The sequence below is a fragment of the Haloferax sp. Atlit-10N genome, from assembly GCF_003586325.1.
In the GTDB taxonomy this organism is placed as follows: domain Archaea; phylum Halobacteriota; class Halobacteria; order Halobacteriales; family Haloferacaceae; genus Haloferax; species Haloferax prahovense.
Genome location: NZ_PSYX01000002.1, coordinates 629,016 through 645,368, shown reverse-complemented (window position 1 = coordinate 645,368; position 16,353 = coordinate 629,016). Strand labels below are relative to the sequence as shown.

At 67.5% G+C, this 16,353-nt stretch carries 15 protein-coding genes, 1 tRNA gene and 1 pseudogene; 6 read left to right on the top strand and 11 right to left on the bottom strand.

Annotation, left to right across the window (positions count from 1 at the left end):
• Positions 1 to 30 precede the first annotated feature (30 nt).
• Positions 31 to 465 (top strand): universal stress protein, encoded by a 435-nt coding sequence (locus C5B91_RS10245; RefSeq protein ID WP_008095648.1) that lies wholly within the window; start codon positions 31 to 33, stop codon positions 463 to 465.
• A gap of 161 nt (positions 466 to 626) precedes the next feature.
• Positions 627 to 1,293: pseudogene (locus tag C5B91_RS10240) on the top strand (nitroreductase family protein).
• A 94-nt stretch (positions 1,294 to 1,387) separates the two neighbouring features.
• Here C5B91_RS10240 and C5B91_RS10235 read toward each other — a convergent pair.
• The gene (locus C5B91_RS10235; protein WP_115819564.1) at positions 1,388 to 2,509 is read right to left on the bottom strand and encodes a KaiC domain-containing protein; all 1,122 of its coding nucleotides are present in this window, start codon (positions 2,507 to 2,509) and stop codon (positions 1,388 to 1,390) included.
• Between the two features lie 174 nt (positions 2,510 to 2,683).
• Between C5B91_RS10235 and C5B91_RS10230 the strand changes: the two genes are divergently transcribed.
• Positions 2,684 to 3,505: an NAD(+)/NADH kinase gene (locus tag C5B91_RS10230; protein ID WP_115819565.1), complete on the top strand. Its 822-nt coding sequence runs from the start codon at positions 2,684 to 2,686 to the stop codon at positions 3,503 to 3,505.
• Positions 3,506 to 3,523: 18 nt separating this feature from the next.
• On the opposite strand, the gene C5B91_RS10225 is transcribed toward C5B91_RS10230, so the two are convergent.
• Positions 3,524 to 4,276 (bottom strand): SDR family oxidoreductase, encoded by a 753-nt coding sequence (locus tag C5B91_RS10225; RefSeq protein ID WP_008095661.1) that lies wholly within the window; start codon positions 4,274 to 4,276, stop codon positions 3,524 to 3,526.
• A 145-nt stretch (positions 4,277 to 4,421) separates the two neighbouring features.
• Positions 4,422 to 7,670 carry a carbamoyl-phosphate synthase large subunit gene (carB, locus tag C5B91_RS10220; RefSeq protein ID WP_115819566.1) on the bottom strand — a complete coding sequence of 1,083 codons (3,249 nt, stop codon included), beginning with the start codon at positions 7,668 to 7,670 and terminating at the stop codon, positions 4,422 to 4,424.
• Positions 7,671 to 7,814: 144 nt separating this feature from the next.
• On the opposite strand from carB, the gene C5B91_RS10215 reads away from it, so the two are divergent.
• Positions 7,815 to 8,837 (top strand): S66 peptidase family protein, encoded by a 1,023-nt coding sequence (locus C5B91_RS10215; RefSeq protein WP_049967643.1) that lies wholly within the window; start codon positions 7,815 to 7,817, stop codon positions 8,835 to 8,837.
• A 23-nt stretch (positions 8,838 to 8,860) separates the two neighbouring features.
• Here the strand turns inward: C5B91_RS10215 and C5B91_RS10210 are convergent, their stop codons facing one another.
• From C5B91_RS10210 to C5B91_RS10200, 3 genes are all read right to left on the bottom strand, one after another.
• On the bottom strand, positions 8,861 to 9,391 hold the full coding sequence (locus C5B91_RS10210) for a DUF5815 family protein (RefSeq protein ID WP_008095664.1): 531 nt from the start codon (positions 9,389 to 9,391) through the stop codon (positions 8,861 to 8,863).
• A 156-nt stretch (positions 9,392 to 9,547) separates the two neighbouring features.
• Positions 9,548 to 9,799 carry a hypothetical protein gene (locus C5B91_RS10205; RefSeq protein WP_008095666.1) on the bottom strand — a complete coding sequence of 84 codons (252 nt, stop codon included), beginning with the start codon at positions 9,797 to 9,799 and terminating at the stop codon, positions 9,548 to 9,550.
• A gap of 163 nt (positions 9,800 to 9,962) precedes the next feature.
• Positions 9,963 to 10,184, bottom strand: a complete 222-nt coding sequence (locus C5B91_RS10200; protein WP_008095667.1) for a hypothetical protein — start codon at positions 10,182 to 10,184, stop codon at positions 9,963 to 9,965.
• 169 nt (positions 10,185 to 10,353) lie between these two features.
• Here C5B91_RS10200 and eis point away from each other — a divergent pair, with 169 nt between their 5' ends.
• Together eis and C5B91_RS10190 are read left to right on the top strand one after the other, a co-directional pair.
• Positions 10,354 to 11,577, top strand: coding sequence for an enhanced intracellular survival protein Eis (gene eis, locus C5B91_RS10195; RefSeq protein ID WP_049967642.1), 1,224 nt, complete (start codon positions 10,354 to 10,356; stop codon positions 11,575 to 11,577).
• Positions 11,578 to 11,653: 76 nt separating this feature from the next.
• Positions 11,654 to 12,676, top strand: a complete 1,023-nt coding sequence (locus C5B91_RS10190; RefSeq protein WP_008095672.1) for a sodium:calcium antiporter — start codon at positions 11,654 to 11,656, stop codon at positions 12,674 to 12,676.
• A gap of 42 nt (positions 12,677 to 12,718) precedes the next feature.
• Here the strand turns inward: C5B91_RS10190 and C5B91_RS10185 are convergent, their stop codons facing one another.
• From C5B91_RS10185 to C5B91_RS10170, 5 genes are all read right to left on the bottom strand, one after another.
• Positions 12,719 to 14,401, bottom strand: a complete 1,683-nt coding sequence (locus tag C5B91_RS10185) for a DUF3604 domain-containing protein (protein ID WP_008095674.1) — start codon at positions 14,399 to 14,401, stop codon at positions 12,719 to 12,721.
• A 183-nt stretch (positions 14,402 to 14,584) separates the two neighbouring features.
• Entirely contained in the window at positions 14,585 to 14,713 is a 129-nt protein-coding gene (locus C5B91_RS22975; protein WP_004042243.1) for a hypothetical protein, read from the bottom strand.
• Between the two features lie 182 nt (positions 14,714 to 14,895).
• Positions 14,896 to 15,084, bottom strand: a complete 189-nt coding sequence (locus C5B91_RS10180; RefSeq protein WP_115819567.1) for a DUF1059 domain-containing protein — start codon at positions 15,082 to 15,084, stop codon at positions 14,896 to 14,898.
• Between the two features lie 326 nt (positions 15,085 to 15,410).
• Positions 15,411 to 15,484: transfer RNA gene (locus C5B91_RS10175), tRNA-Ile, on the bottom strand.
• A gap of 205 nt (positions 15,485 to 15,689) precedes the next feature.
• Positions 15,690 to 16,265: an FxsA family protein gene (locus tag C5B91_RS10170; RefSeq protein ID WP_008095681.1), complete on the bottom strand. Its 576-nt coding sequence runs from the start codon at positions 16,263 to 16,265 to the stop codon at positions 15,690 to 15,692.
• Positions 16,266 to 16,353: the final 88 nt, after the last annotated feature.

Below are 16,353 nucleotides of genomic sequence, written 5' to 3'. Positions count from 1 at the left end.
TTTTTAGCCCGCGGCCGAGTAGGCCGCGACATGGCCGAACACGTGCTCGTTCCGACCGACGGGTCGCCGCAGTCAGTCGCCGCGGTCCGTTTCGCCGCCACGGAGTGGCCCGACGCGGAACTCACGCTTTTGAATGTCATCAACCCCGCCGACGCCGACTATCGTGAGCGGGCACTCAGCGGCTCCGAAGAGTGGTTTCAAGCGGAGAAACGAAAGTCGAGAGAGACGTTCGCCGAGGTGAAAGCCGAGGTGGGGCTCGTCGACACCGACAGGTCGGTCACCGACCGCATCGAGGTCGGCAGCCCGCAGAAAGTCATCGTCGAGGTGCTGGACGGCGACGACGCCGGCTACGACCACGTCGTGATGGGGAGCCACGGCCGAACCGGCGTCTCGCGCATCCTGCTCGGAAGCGTCGCCGAGGAGGTCCTCCGGCGGTCGCCGGTGCCGGTGACTATCGTCAGGTGAGTCGCGGCGAGCGGACGGCACCACAGAACCGTGTCTTCGACCTCGCGGTGACACGGGCGTCACCCAGTAGCGTGCTGATACGAGTACTGCGAGCACACCGGAATCGGCCGGTTCGACCGGATTGCAACGCCCTATTTTGGTGCCGCCCTTGGCGGGCATCAATGGAATTCACAGAGGTCGTAACGACTCGCCGTTCAGTCCACGAGTACGCCGACGAGTCGCTCGACGACTCTCCGGACGATATTCGAAAACGCCGTACAGGCCCCGTCGAGCTACAACCTCCAACCGTGGGAGTTCGTCGTACTGCGCGAAGACGAGACACAGCAGACGCTCCGCGAGGCGGCGTACGACCAAGAACACGTCACCGGTGCCGCCGCGTCGGTCATCGTGCTCGGTAACAAGGACCCCGAGGCCCACGCCGAGACCGTCACCGACGACATGCTGGAGAAGGGCTACCTGCCGAGCGAGGAGGTCCACGACGGTATCCTCGAAAACATCGCCGACATGGCGGACCTCCCCGAACAGGAGCGCCGCGTCTGGACCGTCCGCTCGACGTCGCTGGTCGCCATGTCGCTCATGTACGCCGCGTGGGACGAGGGCGTGGCCACCTGCCCCATCGGCGGGTTCGACGCTGACGCCGTCCTCGACGCGTTCGACATCGACGGCGAGCGGTACGAGCCCGTGATGCTTCTCACGATGGGCATCCCCGTCGACGACGCCGACGAGCTGCGGGCGGAACGCAAGTACCGCCGCCCAGTCGACGAGGTCGTCCACTTCGAGCGCTTCGAGTCCGAACAGTCCGCCGAACCGGCGCCCGCCGACGACTGAGGCGGCTGCAACAGGGGGGTCGCGCTTAGCCCTCTTACGGGAACCCGTACGGTCGTGCACAGAACCTCCGTGAGCCGAGAGGCGAAACGCAGGCTCAGAAAATATTCGCCTGCTGGTAGACGCTGATACCCTCGTTCGTGAGTTCGTAGGGCTTGGTCTCGCGGGAGTGGTTGGCATCGCGTATCTTCTGAATCTCGATTGCGAGCCGCGTCTCGCGGAAGTCGTCGTTTCGGACGTACTGGAGAACGAACACGGCGTCAGAGAGGTACTCGACGATACCGTGTCTGGAGACGTAGGGGTTGGACTGGTCCGCCTCCGAGGTGAGCATCGTCGTCACGCCCGCGTCCTTCAGCGACCGCGTGAAGTTGAACACCTCGCTGCGGCGCTTCGAGGGGTGGTCGTACATCATCTCCAAAAGCGAGACGGAGTCGAGGACGAGCCGGTCGGCACCGAACTCCTCGACCAGCCGCGGGAGGTCGTTTCGGATGCTCGACAGGCTGTTCGCCATCTCCACGGGGTCGAGGTCCACGACGGCCAGTCGGCCCTCGGCCTCGTGTTTCGAGAACTCCCACCCCTTCTCGTCGGCGGTGTCGAGGATGCGCTCGCGACTCTCTTCGAGCGTGATGTAGACGCCGCTGTCGCCGTCTTCGAGCGCCTTCCGGAGGAACTGCAGGCCGAACGTCGTCTTGCCGGTCCCGGCGCTCCCGATAGTGACCATGAGCGACCGCTCCGGGACGCCGCCAAGAATCATGTCGTCGAGGCCTTCGATGCCGATGTCGATGCGGTCGATGTCGGAATCGAGCTCTTCGTCGTCGAACGCCGGCGGCTCCGACTCCCCCGGATCCGGGCCGAATCCGAACTCGTCGTCGGACTGCGCGCCGCCGAGGCCGCCGCCCGCGTCGGGCATCGGCGCGTTCTCGAACGCCGTGGCGAAGTCGGTCGAAAACGGGTCGTCATCGCCGTCGAAGCGGTCGTCGTCACCGTCGAAGGGGGCGCGGTCATCGAACGACAGAGGCTCTCCGACGCCGCCGGCCCCGCTCTCGGGGGTGTCTTCCGACGGCTCGTACGCGGGGTCCGCGACCGCATCGCTCTCGGGAGACCCGTCGGTCTCACCGTCGTCGCGCTGCTCGCGTTCGTCCGGGTCCGCGTCGTCTGCGTCGGTCTCACCGTCGGCGCCCTCGCGGAGTGCCCGCTCGAACCAGTCGTCGTCACTCACGGGAGCCACCACCGAACGACAGCGCGGCCGGCGTCCGTGCCTGCCATCACCTCAAGGTAGGCAGGCGTCGTGATGAACGTTTCCCGTGCGCGGAGCTACCGCGCGGCGTCGAGCGGAGACGGGGCCGGGCGACGTGACGGTGGGCTTTTGCCGGGGGACGCCAAACCGCGGGGCATGAAGGTCGGCATCGTCGCACAGAAGGGCAACAGCCGGGCCGCGTACCTCGCGGCGGACGCGAGCGAGGCGCTCGCCGAGGTCGACGCCGAGGCGGTCGTCGACGCGGCGACCGCCGAGGAGTTGGGCGTCAAGGGCGTCCCCGTCGAGTCGCTCGACGACTGCGACCTCGTGGTGAGCATCGGCGGCGACGGAACGTTTCTCTACGCCGCCCGCGGTGCCGACGGCGTCCCCATCCTCGGCGTCAACCTCGGCGAGGTCGGCTTCCTGAACGCGGTCTCGCCCGACGACGCCATCGACGAGGTGTTGGCCGAGGTCGCCGCGTTCCGCGAGGGGAGCCAGTCGATTCGGGAGGTCCCCCGAATCGTCGCCAGCGGTGACGGCTGGGAGATAAACCCGTCGATGAACGAGGTCGTCGTCCACGGCCCGCGCCGGGGACACGGCGGCGGCGCGGACTTGGAAGTCCGCGTGAACGGCTCCGTGTACTCCGGCGGCCACGCCGACGGCGTGCTCGTCACGACGCCCGCGGGGAGCTCCGCCTACAACCTCAGCGAGGGCGGCCCGCTCGTCCACCCCGGCGTCGAGGGGCTCGTCGTCACCGAGATGGCGGCCGACGAGGGGATGCCGCCACTCGTCGTCCCGCTGGACGCGGCCGTGACCGTCAGCGTCACCGACGCGGCGTCGGCGGTCGTCGTCGGCGACGGGCGGACCCGGCGAACGGTGTCGCCGCCGACGGAGATACGTATCGAGCGGTCCGACTCGCCGGTTCGACTCGCCGGTCCGACCTCCGACTTCTTCGAAGCGCTCGGAAAACTCGACTGAGCGCGCCGCCGCGGTCGGCTACTCCGCGAGTTCTCGTTCGCCCTCGTCGCCCGACGCCTCGGCGCGGGGGAGCGGCGTCCAGTCGATGTCGACCACGTTATCCGGCCGGCCGCGGAGCCCTGGCCGGGAGACGACCTCGAACGTCCGGTTTTCGGTCTCGCGGGTGAAAAGCGAGTGCGCGAGGACGTTCGCCACGTCCGCGCGCGGGACGCTCCCGCAGACCGAGTCGCCGCCCTCGCCGACGACCACGTCGGCGGTCGCGGGGGCGTCGGTGAGCGCGCCGGGCCTGATAATCGTGTGGTCGAGCGGCGCGTCTCGAAGCCGCGTCTCGCTTCGTTCCTTCGCCGAGAGGACGCCCGACGCGGTGAGAATCGCGCGGAGCGACAGCGGGAGTCCGCCCTTCGAGTCGCCGACACCGATAGAAGACACGAGAACGAACCGCTGCGCGCCGGAGGCGGTCGCGGCGTCCACGAGGTTCTCGACGCCCGCGCCGTCGACGAGGTCGCCGCGGATTGCGTCGAGTCCCGCCGAGACGCCGACCGCGGAGACGACGGCGTCGGCGTCGAGGACCGCCCGCCGGGCGTCGTCGGGGTCGAGGAGGTCGCCGACGACGACCTCGTCCGCGCCGCGCGCTCGGAGGTCGGATTCGGCGTCGGCGTCGCGGGTCAGCGCCCTGACGACGAGGGGAGTGTCCGCCAACGCGTCGAGGACGTGTCGGCCCGTCCGACCCGTCGCACCGGCGAGGAGGACGCGACCGCGATTGCGTGCCATACCCGCGCATGGGTGCGGGGCTCAATAACCTTCGGGAACGCGTCAAAAGTCCGGGGCGGCGGCGGTCGCCGGCCCGAGGAGAGAAGAACCGAGTCGGTGGGAAATCGAGGAATCGAGTCAGGGGGTTCGCGCGCCGACCGGTCGTTTACTGACCCCAGTTGGCGACGACGCGCGGACGCTCGCCGACCGGGAGCACGTCGATGTCCTCGTCGGCCGCGCCGCGCGCTTCGAGGGCCGCCTTCGCGGAGGCGTACGTCGAGAAGTAGCTGACCTCCTCTTCGACGCAGTCGATGAGCGTCTCGCGGTCGCGGGAGACGACGAAGTCGAAGTTGTCCTCGCGGAGCATCGTGAGGAAGTCGTCGACGTCCTCGGGCGTGAGCACCTCGTAGTACTCGCCGAAGGCGTCGAGCAGTTCCTGTCCGGCCTCGCTGTCGGCGTCGGGGAACTCGGGGTCCGCGAGGTCGACGTAGATGGTTCCGTCGGCCGGAATCGGGTCGTTGGCGGCCGACTGGGCCTTCTCGTAGGCCTTCCCGAACGAGGTCGCGGTTCCCATGACCTCACCCGTGGACTTCATCTCCGGGCCGAGACGCGGGTCCGAACCCGGCAGGCGGTCGAACGGGAGGACGACCTCCTTGACCGACACCTGCTCGGGAATCTGCTCGCTCACGGCGAGGTCGGCGAGCGAGTTGCCGGCCATGACCTTCGCCGCGAGCTTGGCGATTGGGACGCCCGTGGCCTTCGAGACGAACGGGACGGTGCGCGAGGACCGCGGGTTGGCTTCGAGGACGTACACGTCGTTCGAGCCCTCCTCGTTCTGCTTGACCGCGAGCTGGACGTTCATCAGGCCGACCGTGTCGAGGGCGCTGGCGATGTCCTCCGTAACCTCGCGGACGCGGGCCATCGTCTCGTCGTCGAGCGAGCGCGGCGGAATCATACAGGCGGAGTCGCCGGAGTGGACGCCGGCGGCCTCGACGTGCTCCATCACGCCGCCGATGAGGACGTTCTCGCCGTCGGAGACGGCGTCGACGTCGAGTTCGACGCCGTCGGCGAGGAACTCGTCGATGAGGATGGGCTTGTCGGGGGAGACGCGAACGGCCTCCTCGATGTACTCCTTGAGCTCCGCGTCGGAGTGGACGATTTCCATCGCGCGGCCGCCGAGGACGTACGACGGGCGAACGAGCACGGGGTAGCCGAGGTCGTTGGCGAGGTCGAGCGCCTCTTCCTCGCTGGTCGCGGAGCCGCCTTCGGGCTGGAGGATACCGAGGTCGTCCATCAGGCGGTTGAAGCGGTCGCGGTCCTCGGCGAGGTCCATCGCGTCGATGGTCGTGCCGAGAATCTCGCAGTCGACGCCGCGGCGGTCGAGTTCGGATTCGAGCGGGTGGCCGATGTTGACCGAGGTCTGCCCGCCGAACTGGAGCATGACGCCGTCGGCGTCGATGGCCTCGATGACGTCGGCGACCTCTTCGGCCGTGATGGGCTCGAAGAAGAGGCCGTCGGAGGTGTCGTAGTCGGTCGACACCGTCTCGGGGTTGTTGTTGACGACGTGCGCGTCGATGCCCATGTCGCGGAGCGCCTGCACCGCGTGGACCGAACAGTAGTCGAACTCGACGCCCTGTCCGATGCGGATGGGACCGCCGCCGACGACGACGACGCTCTCCATGTCGCGGTCGACGCGGAGTTCGTTACCGGCCGAGTCGCCCTCGAAGGGCCCGCGGAAGAACTCGGGCTTGCGCGCGGAGTAGTAGTACGGCGTCTGCGCGGCGAACTCGCCGGCGCAGGTGTCGACCTGCTTGTAGGTGCGGCCGGGGACGTCCTGTTCGACCTCGCCGACGCTCGTACCGGTCGCCGCGGCGATGCTGGCGTTGGTGTGGCCGGCGGAGGCGGCGGCGGCGAAGTCGCCCTCGGAGGCGGCTTCGACCGCCTCGACGACGCGGCCGAAGCGCTCGACGTACCACTCGTGGATGTCGGTCAGTTCGACCACGTCCTCCGTGGTGTAGCCGCGCTCGAACGCCTCGAAGATGGCGTACGGGCGGTCGGGGGTCGGCGTTTCGAGGTACTCGGCTTCGAGTTCCTCGTCGGAGACCTCGTCCCAGTCGGCGGCGGGGTCGTACTCGGACGAACGGAGCGCTTTCAGAAGCGACTCCTCGAAGGTGCGTCCGATGGACATCGCCTCGCCGGTGGACTTCATGGCCGTCGAGAGCTCGAAGTCCACGTCGGTGAACTTGTCCTTGGGCCACCGCGGAACCTTCGTGACCACGTAGTCGATTGCGGGCTCGAAGGCGGCGGTGGTCTCGCCGGTGATTTCGTTCGTAATCTCGTGGAGGCGCTTGCCGAGGGCGACCTTCGCGGTGACGCGGGCGATGGGGTAGCCGGTCGCCTTCGAGGCGAGCGCGGAGGAGCGCGAGACGCGCGGGTTCACCTCGACGACGCGGTACTCGCCGCCGGGGGTGCCGTCGTCGTGCCACGCGAACTGGATGTTACAGCCGCCCTGAATGCCGAGTTCGCGGATGACTCCGAGCGCGGCGTCGCGCATCTCCTGGTGGCCCTCGTCGGGGATGACCTGCGAGGGCGTGACGACGGTGGACTCGCCGGTGTGAATCCCCATCGGGTCGATGTTCTCCATGTTGCAGATGATGATACACGAGTCGTCGGCGTCGCGCATCACCTCGTATTCGAGTTCGACCCACCCGGAGATGGACTCCGTGATGAGCACCTCGCTGTTGCGCGAGAGGCGAAGTCCCTTGCGGACGCGGGAGACGAGTTCGTCCATCTCGTGGACGACGCCGGAGCCGGAGCCGCCGAGCGTGTACGTCGTCCGCGAGATGACCGGCAGGCCGCCGACGGCGTCGACGGAGGCTTCGACGCGCTCTTCGAGGGCCTCCTCGGTGATGTTCTCGACCGCCTCGTCTTCCTCCAGCGAGATGGTCGTCGACTTCGGGACGGGCTGACCGATTTTCTCCATGCGCTGGCGGAAGAGGTCGCGGTCCTCCGTCGCGTAGATGGTGTCGAGCGGCGTGCCCATGATGTCCACGTCGAACTCCTCGAGGACGCCTTCCTCTGCGAGTTCGGCCGTGACGTTGAGTCCGGTCTGACCGCCCAGTCCGGCGATGACGCCGTCGGGGCGCTCGCGTTCGATAATCTCGGAGATGGCCTCGGTCGTGATGGGTTCGATGTAGACCTTGTCGGCCATCTCGGGGTCGGTCATGATGGTCGCGGGGTTCGAGTTGACGAGGACAACTCGCGCGCCTTCCTCTCGGAGCGCGCGGCAGGCCTGCGCGCCGGAGTAGTCGAATTCCGCCGCCTGTCCAATCTGGATTGGGCCGCTTCCGATGAGCAAAATCGTCCGGTCCTCTGTACCTTGCTGAGGTCCGGCCGAGGTGTCCTCGTCAGTCATCGTCGGAATCCAATCCGCACATCGTAATAAGTCCGGCGAAAAATTACGAGGTCCGAAACTCGATTGCGAATTTCGAAAATGTTGCCGAACGCCGCTGTCGCGCCCGGGGAAGGCTTTTGACGGGTATCCGAGTACCGGCTACGCATGCCCGCGGTATTCACGACGCCGCCGCCGCTCGACTCCGGGAGCCGGGTCGCGGTCGTCGCGCCGTCGCGCCCCATCGACGAATCACACTTGGACCGCGCGTGCGCGCGTCTCCGCGACGTGTTCTCGCTCGACCCCGTCGTCTTCGAGTCCGCCCGCCGCGACTGGGAGTGGCTCCGGGACAACCCGGCGGCGCGCGCGGAGGACGTGATGGAGGCCTTCGAGGACCCGTCGATACGCGGCGTCATCGCCGTCACCGGCGGCGACGACCAGCTTCGAATCCTCCCGCACCTCGACCCGGCGCGGCTGACCGCGTCGCCGACGCGCTTCTTCGGCTTCAGCGACAACGACAATCTCCGGCTGTTCCTCTGGACCCACGGCGTCGTGAGCTACGGCGCGACGCTCCACCCCACGCTCACCGTCGACCCCGAGCTACACCCGTACGTCGAGCGATACCTCCGCCGGGCGTTCTTCGAGCGCTCCATCGGCGTCGTCGAACCCGCGCCGGAGTGGACCGACGACTGGTTCGACTTCGACACCGAAGACCCGCGCGAGTGGCACGACAACCCGGGTCGGACGTGGCGGGGCGACGAACGCGTGACCGGGCGACTCTGGGGTGGCAACTTCAGCGTCCTGAAGTGGCATCTCCAGACCGACCGCTACCTCCCAGACCCCGAGGAACTCGACGGAGCGGTGCTCGCGCTCGAAACCTCGGAGGACGTGCCGCTCCCCCGGGAGGTCCGGTACACCCTGCGGTCGATGGGCGAACGCGGCCTGTTAGCGCGGTTCGACGGGCTCGTGATGGGTCGGCCGCGGACGTACTCGCCCGGACTTGAGTGGGAACCGCCGGCCGACTACGGCGCGCAACTCCGCGCGGAGGTGCTGTCGGTCCTCGACGCGTACAACCCCGACGCGACGGCGGTGTTCGACGTGGAGTTCGGCCACGCCGACCCGACGGTTCCGCTTCCGCTCGGCGCGAAGGCGACCCTCGACCCGACGGTGGAGCGACTTCGAGTCGACTGAAAAGCGGGCGCTCGGCCCGCACGCTACATGTACGGTTCGGGGTCGAGGTCGCGCTGGGCGCGGTACTGGTCGACGAACTCGCTCACGTCGAACTGGAGCATCTTCGACTCGAACTCAGAGACGACTTCGTCGTCGTCGGCGTGGCTGACGGCGTGTTCCATGAGTTCCACGACGAGTTCGACGATTATCTCGTGGAGCCGTCGAGAGTCGAAGTCGGTCACCCAGACGATGCCCGCGCCGAGTTCGCCGTCCTCGGACACGTCTTCGGAGACGACGGCCTCGGGGAACTCCTCGAGGACGATGCCCATGAGGTGGGCCGTCCCGAACTCGGGCATGTCGTCGCTCGTGGTCTCGATGGTCTCCTGGAGAATTTCGACGAGGAACTCCGGGAGAAATCGGTCGGGCGGGTGGACGTCCATGACGACGGCGTGGCTGTCCCCGCACGGACAGTCGAACTCCCGTTTGCCCAAGTCGAGTTCCCGGACGCGCTTCGTCTCGCCGCAGGGGAGGTCCAAGACGGCCCCGCGGCCGCCGGGAACGCTCGGTTCAGACATACCCGTGGGTTGCGGTTCTCTCCGTTTAAACGTCGCGTTCTTCGGAATCGTCGCGAGAGAAAAACGAGACGGCGACCGTCGGTTGCGGTCGGTCAGTCCGTCGTACTGTCGCAAAAAACGGCGGTGACCCGGGCCGAAACGCCCGGCGGCGTCCCCTCAGCGGCGGCCCGAGACGTAGACGATGGGGCCGACAATGAGGAGCGCAATCCCGAGGAACAGGTAGTGAGCCTTGCCCAGCGACACCGGGGTCAGAAGGAAGATGAGCCCGAACACCGTGGTGTTGATACCGAGGATCTGCCGGGACTTCAGCGGCAGCGTTCCAACCGTCGACAGGATGAACACGAGCAACAGCGCCTGCCCGATGTTGTAGTCGAGCAGGAAGGTGTCTACGAGCTGAAGGGGAAGCATTCTTGTTTTCTCGGTCGGTTCGAATCGACTATCAAAGTTCCGTTATTCTCGTTGGAAACCGGCGGTCGGACCCCCCGATATTGGGGCGACCGGGCTGCCGGGGCGATTCCCCCGGGGTCTGCACCGCTGTCGGCACGGAGCGGCGTCCGGTGGTCGGCGCGCGCTACTCGGACGGGCCGGTGATGTCGAGCGGCCGAATCCACCCGTACCAGACGACGAAGACCATGCCCGCGTAGCCGAGGACGAACACGACCATTCCGAGGTCGTTGTAGCCCGCCTCGCCGAGGAAGCGGCGTGCCACGCCCGGGAGGACGATGCCGAGCGTCACGACGGCCGCGAGGAGGAGGTTCCCCCGCGATACCAACGACTGCTTCGTCTCGCTCATGTGCAGGGCTCGGGACCGAGACGACGTGAATCGCACGGTTCGGGAAGCGGCCCACGACGGAAGCTTTCGTCGCGCCATCGGTCTCCGCCGTCGGTGTTATCGTATCGTAATCGACCGCCTGCGAGCCCGCGTACCGAAAACATATACCGTCCCCCGACGCACCGCGGGCATGCACCTCCGTTCCCTCCCCGAGGAGCACCGCGAGACCTACCGCGAGTTCCTCAACTACGCCTTCCGCCCCGAGAACGGCCCCGATTGGTCGGACGAGCGACTTCCCGACCCGGAGAGCTACCACCCACGAGGGTTCTACGACGCGCCGCCCGACACGCCCGTCGAAGACCTCGACGCGGCCGACCTGCGGACGGTGTGTGCCTTCTACGACTTCACGGCTCGCGTCCGCGGCGAGTGGCACCCGCTGCCCGGTATCTCGGCGGTCGCGTCGCCGCCGCCGGCGCGCCGGCGGGGCCACGTCGGCGCGATGCTCGACGACCTCCTCGCGGAGTTCCGCGACACCGGTCGGTACCTCTCGGCGCTCTGGCCGTTCGAGTACGCCTTCTACCGCCGGTTCGGCTGGGCGACGGCGAACAACTACGCGAAGACGACGGTGCCGCCGGACGAACTCGCGGCGGTCGCCGCCGACCCGGCCGGGGAGTTCGTCCGCCTCGACGCCGACGACTGGGCGCGAGTCGAGGACGTGTACGCGGCCGCGGCGACCGAAGACCTCGCGGTGGACCGAAGCGAGGGCTGGATTCGCCACCGGCTGTTCCGCGGTTGGGACGGCGACCCGTTCGCCTACGGCTGGGAACGGGACGGCGACCTCCGCGGCTACGTCGTCTACGACGTGAGCGGCGACCGGGAGTCGCGGACGCTGTCCGTGGGCGAACTCGTCGCCGTCGACGCCGAGGCCCGCGCACAGCTGTTTCGGTTCCTGCGGGACCACGACTCGCAGGTCGACGAGGTCGTTCTCTCGTCGGAACGCGAATCGACCCGGCTCATCGACGGCCTGACCGACCCGCGGGCGGCGACAGTCGAAATCAAGCCCGGCCCGATGGTCCGCATCGTGGACGTACCGGCCGCCCTCGAAGCCGTCTCGTTCCCCGGTGACGCCGCCTGTGACCTCGTCCTCGCGGTCCGCGACGACCGCTGCGACTGGAACGAGGGGTCGTTCCGGGTCGCCGTCGGCGACGGCGCGGCGAGCGTCGAATCAGTCGGTGGCGACGCCGACCCGGACGCGACCGTCGAAATCGGGGCGCTCTCGCAACTCCTCGTCGGCGCGCGGAGCGTCGAGGCACTCGCCCGCACCGACCGCCTCTCGGTCGCCGGGGAGGAGACGGCCGGTGCCCTCGCCTCGGTGTTCACGGAGCGGGACCCGTACCTGCGCGAGGGGTTCTGAGCGAGCGGGTCGAGCCGAAATCAGCCGACGCAGCCAGTCGGGTCGGTTTTTTCCCACCGGCCGCCGAAGTGCGGGCGTGGCATCAGTTCCGGTTCTCGTCGCGTTCACAGCCGCCGGCGCGATTCTCGCGTGGAAGGGCGGCGGCATGCTCGTGCAGGCCTCGGACCGTTTGGGCGCGTACTACGGGCTCCCCGCCATCGTGCAGGGAGCCATCATCGCCGCCGTGGGGTCGAGTTTTCCCGAGCTATCGAGCATCGTCATCGCCACGGTCCGGTACCAGTCGTTCGACATCGGCGTCGGCGCGGTCGTCGGGTCGGCCGTCTACAACATCCTTATCATCCCGTCCGTGTCGGCGATGGTCGGCAAGGGCGGACGGCTCGCTTCGAACCGCGACCTCGTCTACAAGGAAGCGCAGTTCTACCTGCTTTCTATCGCCGTTCTCGTGCTCACCTTCTCGCTCGCGGTCATCTACCGACCCGTCACCGACACCGCGAGCCTCGACGGGTTCGTGAGTCCCGCGCTCGCGCTCATCCCGCTGGCGCTGTACGGCCTGTACCTGTTCATGCAGTACCACGACACGCTGGAGCACCGCGCCGGACTCACCGCCGTCGTCAACGACGTGAACCCGAGACGCGAGTGGGTCGCCCTCGTGGCGTCGCTCGCGGTCATTCTCCTCGGGGCCGAACTACTCGTCCGCGCGGCCGTCGGCCTCGGCGACGTCTTCGGCACGTCGCCGTTCCTCTGGGGGCTGACGGTCGTCGCCGCCGGCACGAGCCTCCCCGACACGTTCGTCAGCGTCTCGGCCGCCCGGCAGGGCAACGCGCCGATGAGCCTCGCCAACGTCTTCGGGAGCAACGTGTTCGCGCTCCTCGTCGCGCTCCCGGTCGGCATCCTCGTCGCAGGGGGCGCGGTCATCGCCTTCGAGGAGGTCGTTCCGATGATGAGCTTCCTCACGGGCGCGTCGGTCGTCTTCTTCGCCGTCCTCCGGACCGAGATGGCGCTGACGCGCGGCGAGTCGTACCTCCTCCTCGGAACCTACGCGCTGTTCATCGCGTGGCTGGTCGCAGAAAGCCTCGGCGTGACGAGGTTCCTCGCCTGAGAGGTCGCCCGGCGGCGAGCGGGGTCGCTGCGGCCGCCTCTCTCAGTCCGGCGGTTCGACCCAGACCGGACCCACCCACGCGGTCCCGGGAAACTCGCAGTCCCGCGGGACCTGGGTGACTCGGAGATAGTACGCGTCGGCCGCCGAGCGCCGGTCGTCGTCCCAGACCGTCCCCTCGACCGGGTCGCCGTCGGTCCACGAGACAGACGTCGTGTACGCCGAAAGCGGCGCGTCGGGGTCCGAGGTAATCGCCTGCGACCGCCACGTCTCGCCGTTTTTGACGATTTCGACGCGTTCGAGCGGGGCGGTCCCCGCGACCTCGACTTCGACCTCGCGGGGTTCGTCGCGGGTGTCGAGGCGGAGCGAACTGTCGTTCTCGCCGGGTTCGACGCCGCCGACTGAGAGGGACGCGAGGATGCGGTGCGGCTGGGTCGTCCCGTAGACGCGGCGACTCCGGAGGCTCTCGAACACCGCCTCGCGGGTGAGTTCGGGCGCTCGGAACGCCGAGAGACCGCCTGGATAGCTCCGCTCGTTCCAGACGCGCCAGATGCTCGACCAGCCGACGCCGTCTTCGACCCACTCGCGAACGGAGGGGAGGTGCGGGTCGGCGTGGATGAGCGAGTGGCCGGGGTGCGGGCCGTGGTAGTCTGCGCCCGCGACGAGGCCGACCCGGTAGCCCATCGACAGCGCGTCGCGGACGAAGTGGCCCGGCTCGTCGGTCTCGCCGCGACCCATCGCCAGTGGAAACGGGTTCCCCTCGTCGCCCGGCAGTTCGCCGGACCCCCACTGCGAGTACACCTCGACGAGCGGCGCGAGTTCGTCGTCGTACTCGACAGCCGAGAAGTCGAAGGGATACATGCGCTCCGTCGGGTGGTGCGGAATCGTCACGACCCGCGAGTCGCGGGTCGACTCGAACTCGCGGAGGCGGCTCCAAAGCTTCTCGTAGGTGTCCGTCGTCCCGCCGCGGGAGTCGAGAAGGACGGCGTCGTCGGCGTCCTCGAAGTAGACGTTGACGTGGCCGCCGCAGTTGGGTTGTTTCGTCCACTCGTAGCCGACGAGCGTCACGAACTCGTCGGGGTCGTAGAACCGGTCGGCGACGCGGCGCGACCGGTCGAAGTACCACCCGTGCATGAGGGCGCGCTGGAGCGACGGCGGGATGAAAAACCCCATCGTGTCGTGGTCGGTGTAGGCGACGACGTCGAGGGCCATCGCGTCGCGCCCGAACCGATACCCCTTCTTCAGGCTCCCCGTCCCGTCCGAGAGCCGCGAGTGCAGGTGAATATCGCCCCAGTAGACGCGCTCGTCGGGGGAGTCGGTGGAGACGGAAACAGGGTTCGAGACGTACCGCTCATCGAACCCGGGGCGCGAGAAGGTCAGGTAGTGGACGCCGGGTGTCTCGAAGGAGACGGCGTCGGCGAGTCTGACGTAGCCCTCGTCGTCGCCGGCGAGGGAGACGCGGTCTGGATACGTCGCAGTATCGTCGGTCGCAGACACCCGCAGGTCGCCGTCGTACGCGCCGTGAAGCCGTTCGTACTCGTCCCACACCTGTACCGTGAGGTCGAGGGACTCGCCGACCGCGACGGTCGATGGCAGGACCGCGTGGACGCGGTCGAGCGACCCGGTTCGACTGCGCAACAGGTCGCGGACTGACGGCCGCCGCTCGGCGAAGACGCGCACCGTCTCCGCGAACTTCCCGAGGGTTCCGGTGGGTTCGGCGTCGAACACGCGAGAGACTACGGACGCGTCGCTAAAGAAGGACGAGGCCGACGGGCGCGACGGCGAACCCGTTCGCGGGTACTATCGCTCAGAAAACGGAAAACGGACTCGCCGCAAACAGGGCAAGTTGCGGCGAGCGGGGTTGATGATGACCGCACGCGCGGTCAGGGGTCGAGGGTGGTCCGAATCCTGTCAGTCGCCGGGCGTGTTACCGCGCTGGTACCGTCCGACCATCTTCCACATCGCCGCGTCGAGGTCCTCGCCGTCGGCGGCGGACTCAATCTGGCGGTACAGGTGTTCGGAGACGTCGATGGTTGGCATCACCAACACGTATGGCGTGTACGGGTTTAATACTACTGGGATACAGAACTGAGTAAATTTGTTCGGATGGGTCGCTCGTCGAACCACGAAATCGAGAGACAGCGCAGTCCCTCGAACGAACGAGACGGTGATAGTCGAGAGAAACTCGGATTCGAAGACCTGACGGAAGTTCGAGTAGTCGGCTACTGCCGCGCCTGGCGGAGCGACGCGCCGTCGAAGCGCTTCAACGCGAGCTCGCCCGCCTCCAGCGGGTCGACGGGCGTGTCGTGTTCGTCGTCCATGTGTTCCATCACGAGAACGCCGACGTCCTCGCGGGAGTCGGCCGTGGAGGTGTGGCCGCACCCGTACAGACAGGTGAGTTCGTATTCCATGTTATTCGGTACCACAATCTATTGCGTGATATAGCTTTCTCAGAATTCGTCCGTTCGACCAGCTATGTGCTGATAAATGCGGACAAATCTGTGTGAATTGGTGCATATTTGTGAGAGATGCTCGGGGATTTGAGTCAGACATTAGTAGTTCTCTGTGTCGGGACAGTCGTGCTCGGTCGGGGCGGTCGAGTGTTCGCCGCTGATTCGTCCCGACGACACGAACGATAGACCGAGCGTTCTCTCGGTCGGTAGTATCCGCAGAAGTTGGGTGGCCGGGGAGTTTGAGCCCCTAACTCGCATCGGCAACGAATCGTTGCCAACGGGAGTGGGCCAACGCGGATTTGAACCGCGGGCCTCCCGGTTATCAGCCGAGCGCTCAACCTGACTGAGCTATTGGCCCAGGTAAGCGCATTCACTCGTTGTGCGCTGTTGATTTTAAGACTTTCTTTTCGGAGGCGCGTTGGTGCGTGTTAGTGAATGTCGGCGTCGTCGGTCGATTACACCGCTTCAGACGCTGGGCGTGAAGTCGAATATCGGAAGGCTTCGCGCGGCTACGCGCCGGAAACCCGAACAAGAGAGACGACGCGGGACCGGAGGAAGACGCGCTACTTGGAGTCGTTGCCGTCGCCGTCGAAGCGGTACGAGTCGGGGTCGGCGTCGTAGACGCCGTCACCGCCGCTACTGTTGCCGCTTCCGCCGGAACCGCTCCCGCCGCTCGGGCCGGGCGATCCACCGGGACCGCCGGGTCCGAAGTCGCCCTGCGGGAAGCCGGTCGTCCAGACGTTGCCGGTGACGAAGCCGTCGGCGCGCTTGTCGAGGTACGGCTTGACGACGAAGCGCTTGAGCACCTCGCGGATGGGGTACCGGGTCACCGGGATGGCGAGCAGGAAGCCGATGGTGTCGGTGACGAGCCCCGGCGTGAGGAGGAACGCGCCCGCGGCGATGAGGAGGCCGCCGTCCATGACCTCGTTCGTCGGGAGGTCGCCCCCGGCGAACTTCGACTGGAGGCTTCTGAGGGTATGTCGCCCCTCGGCGCGGACGATGAGCATCCCGACGAGCCCGGTCAGGACGACGAGCGCGACCGTCGGCACGAGGTTGATGTACTGCGCGACGACCACGAGTAGCAACGCGTCGGAGAGGGGGATGAGGAGCAAGAGCGCCATCAGCGTGCGCGTTCGCATGGGCGACACTACCGGGCCGCGGCCCATAGCCCTTTTGTCCCGCCCGCGACGCGCCGGTCTCCCGAACCCGTCCGCGGCGACCGTCGAG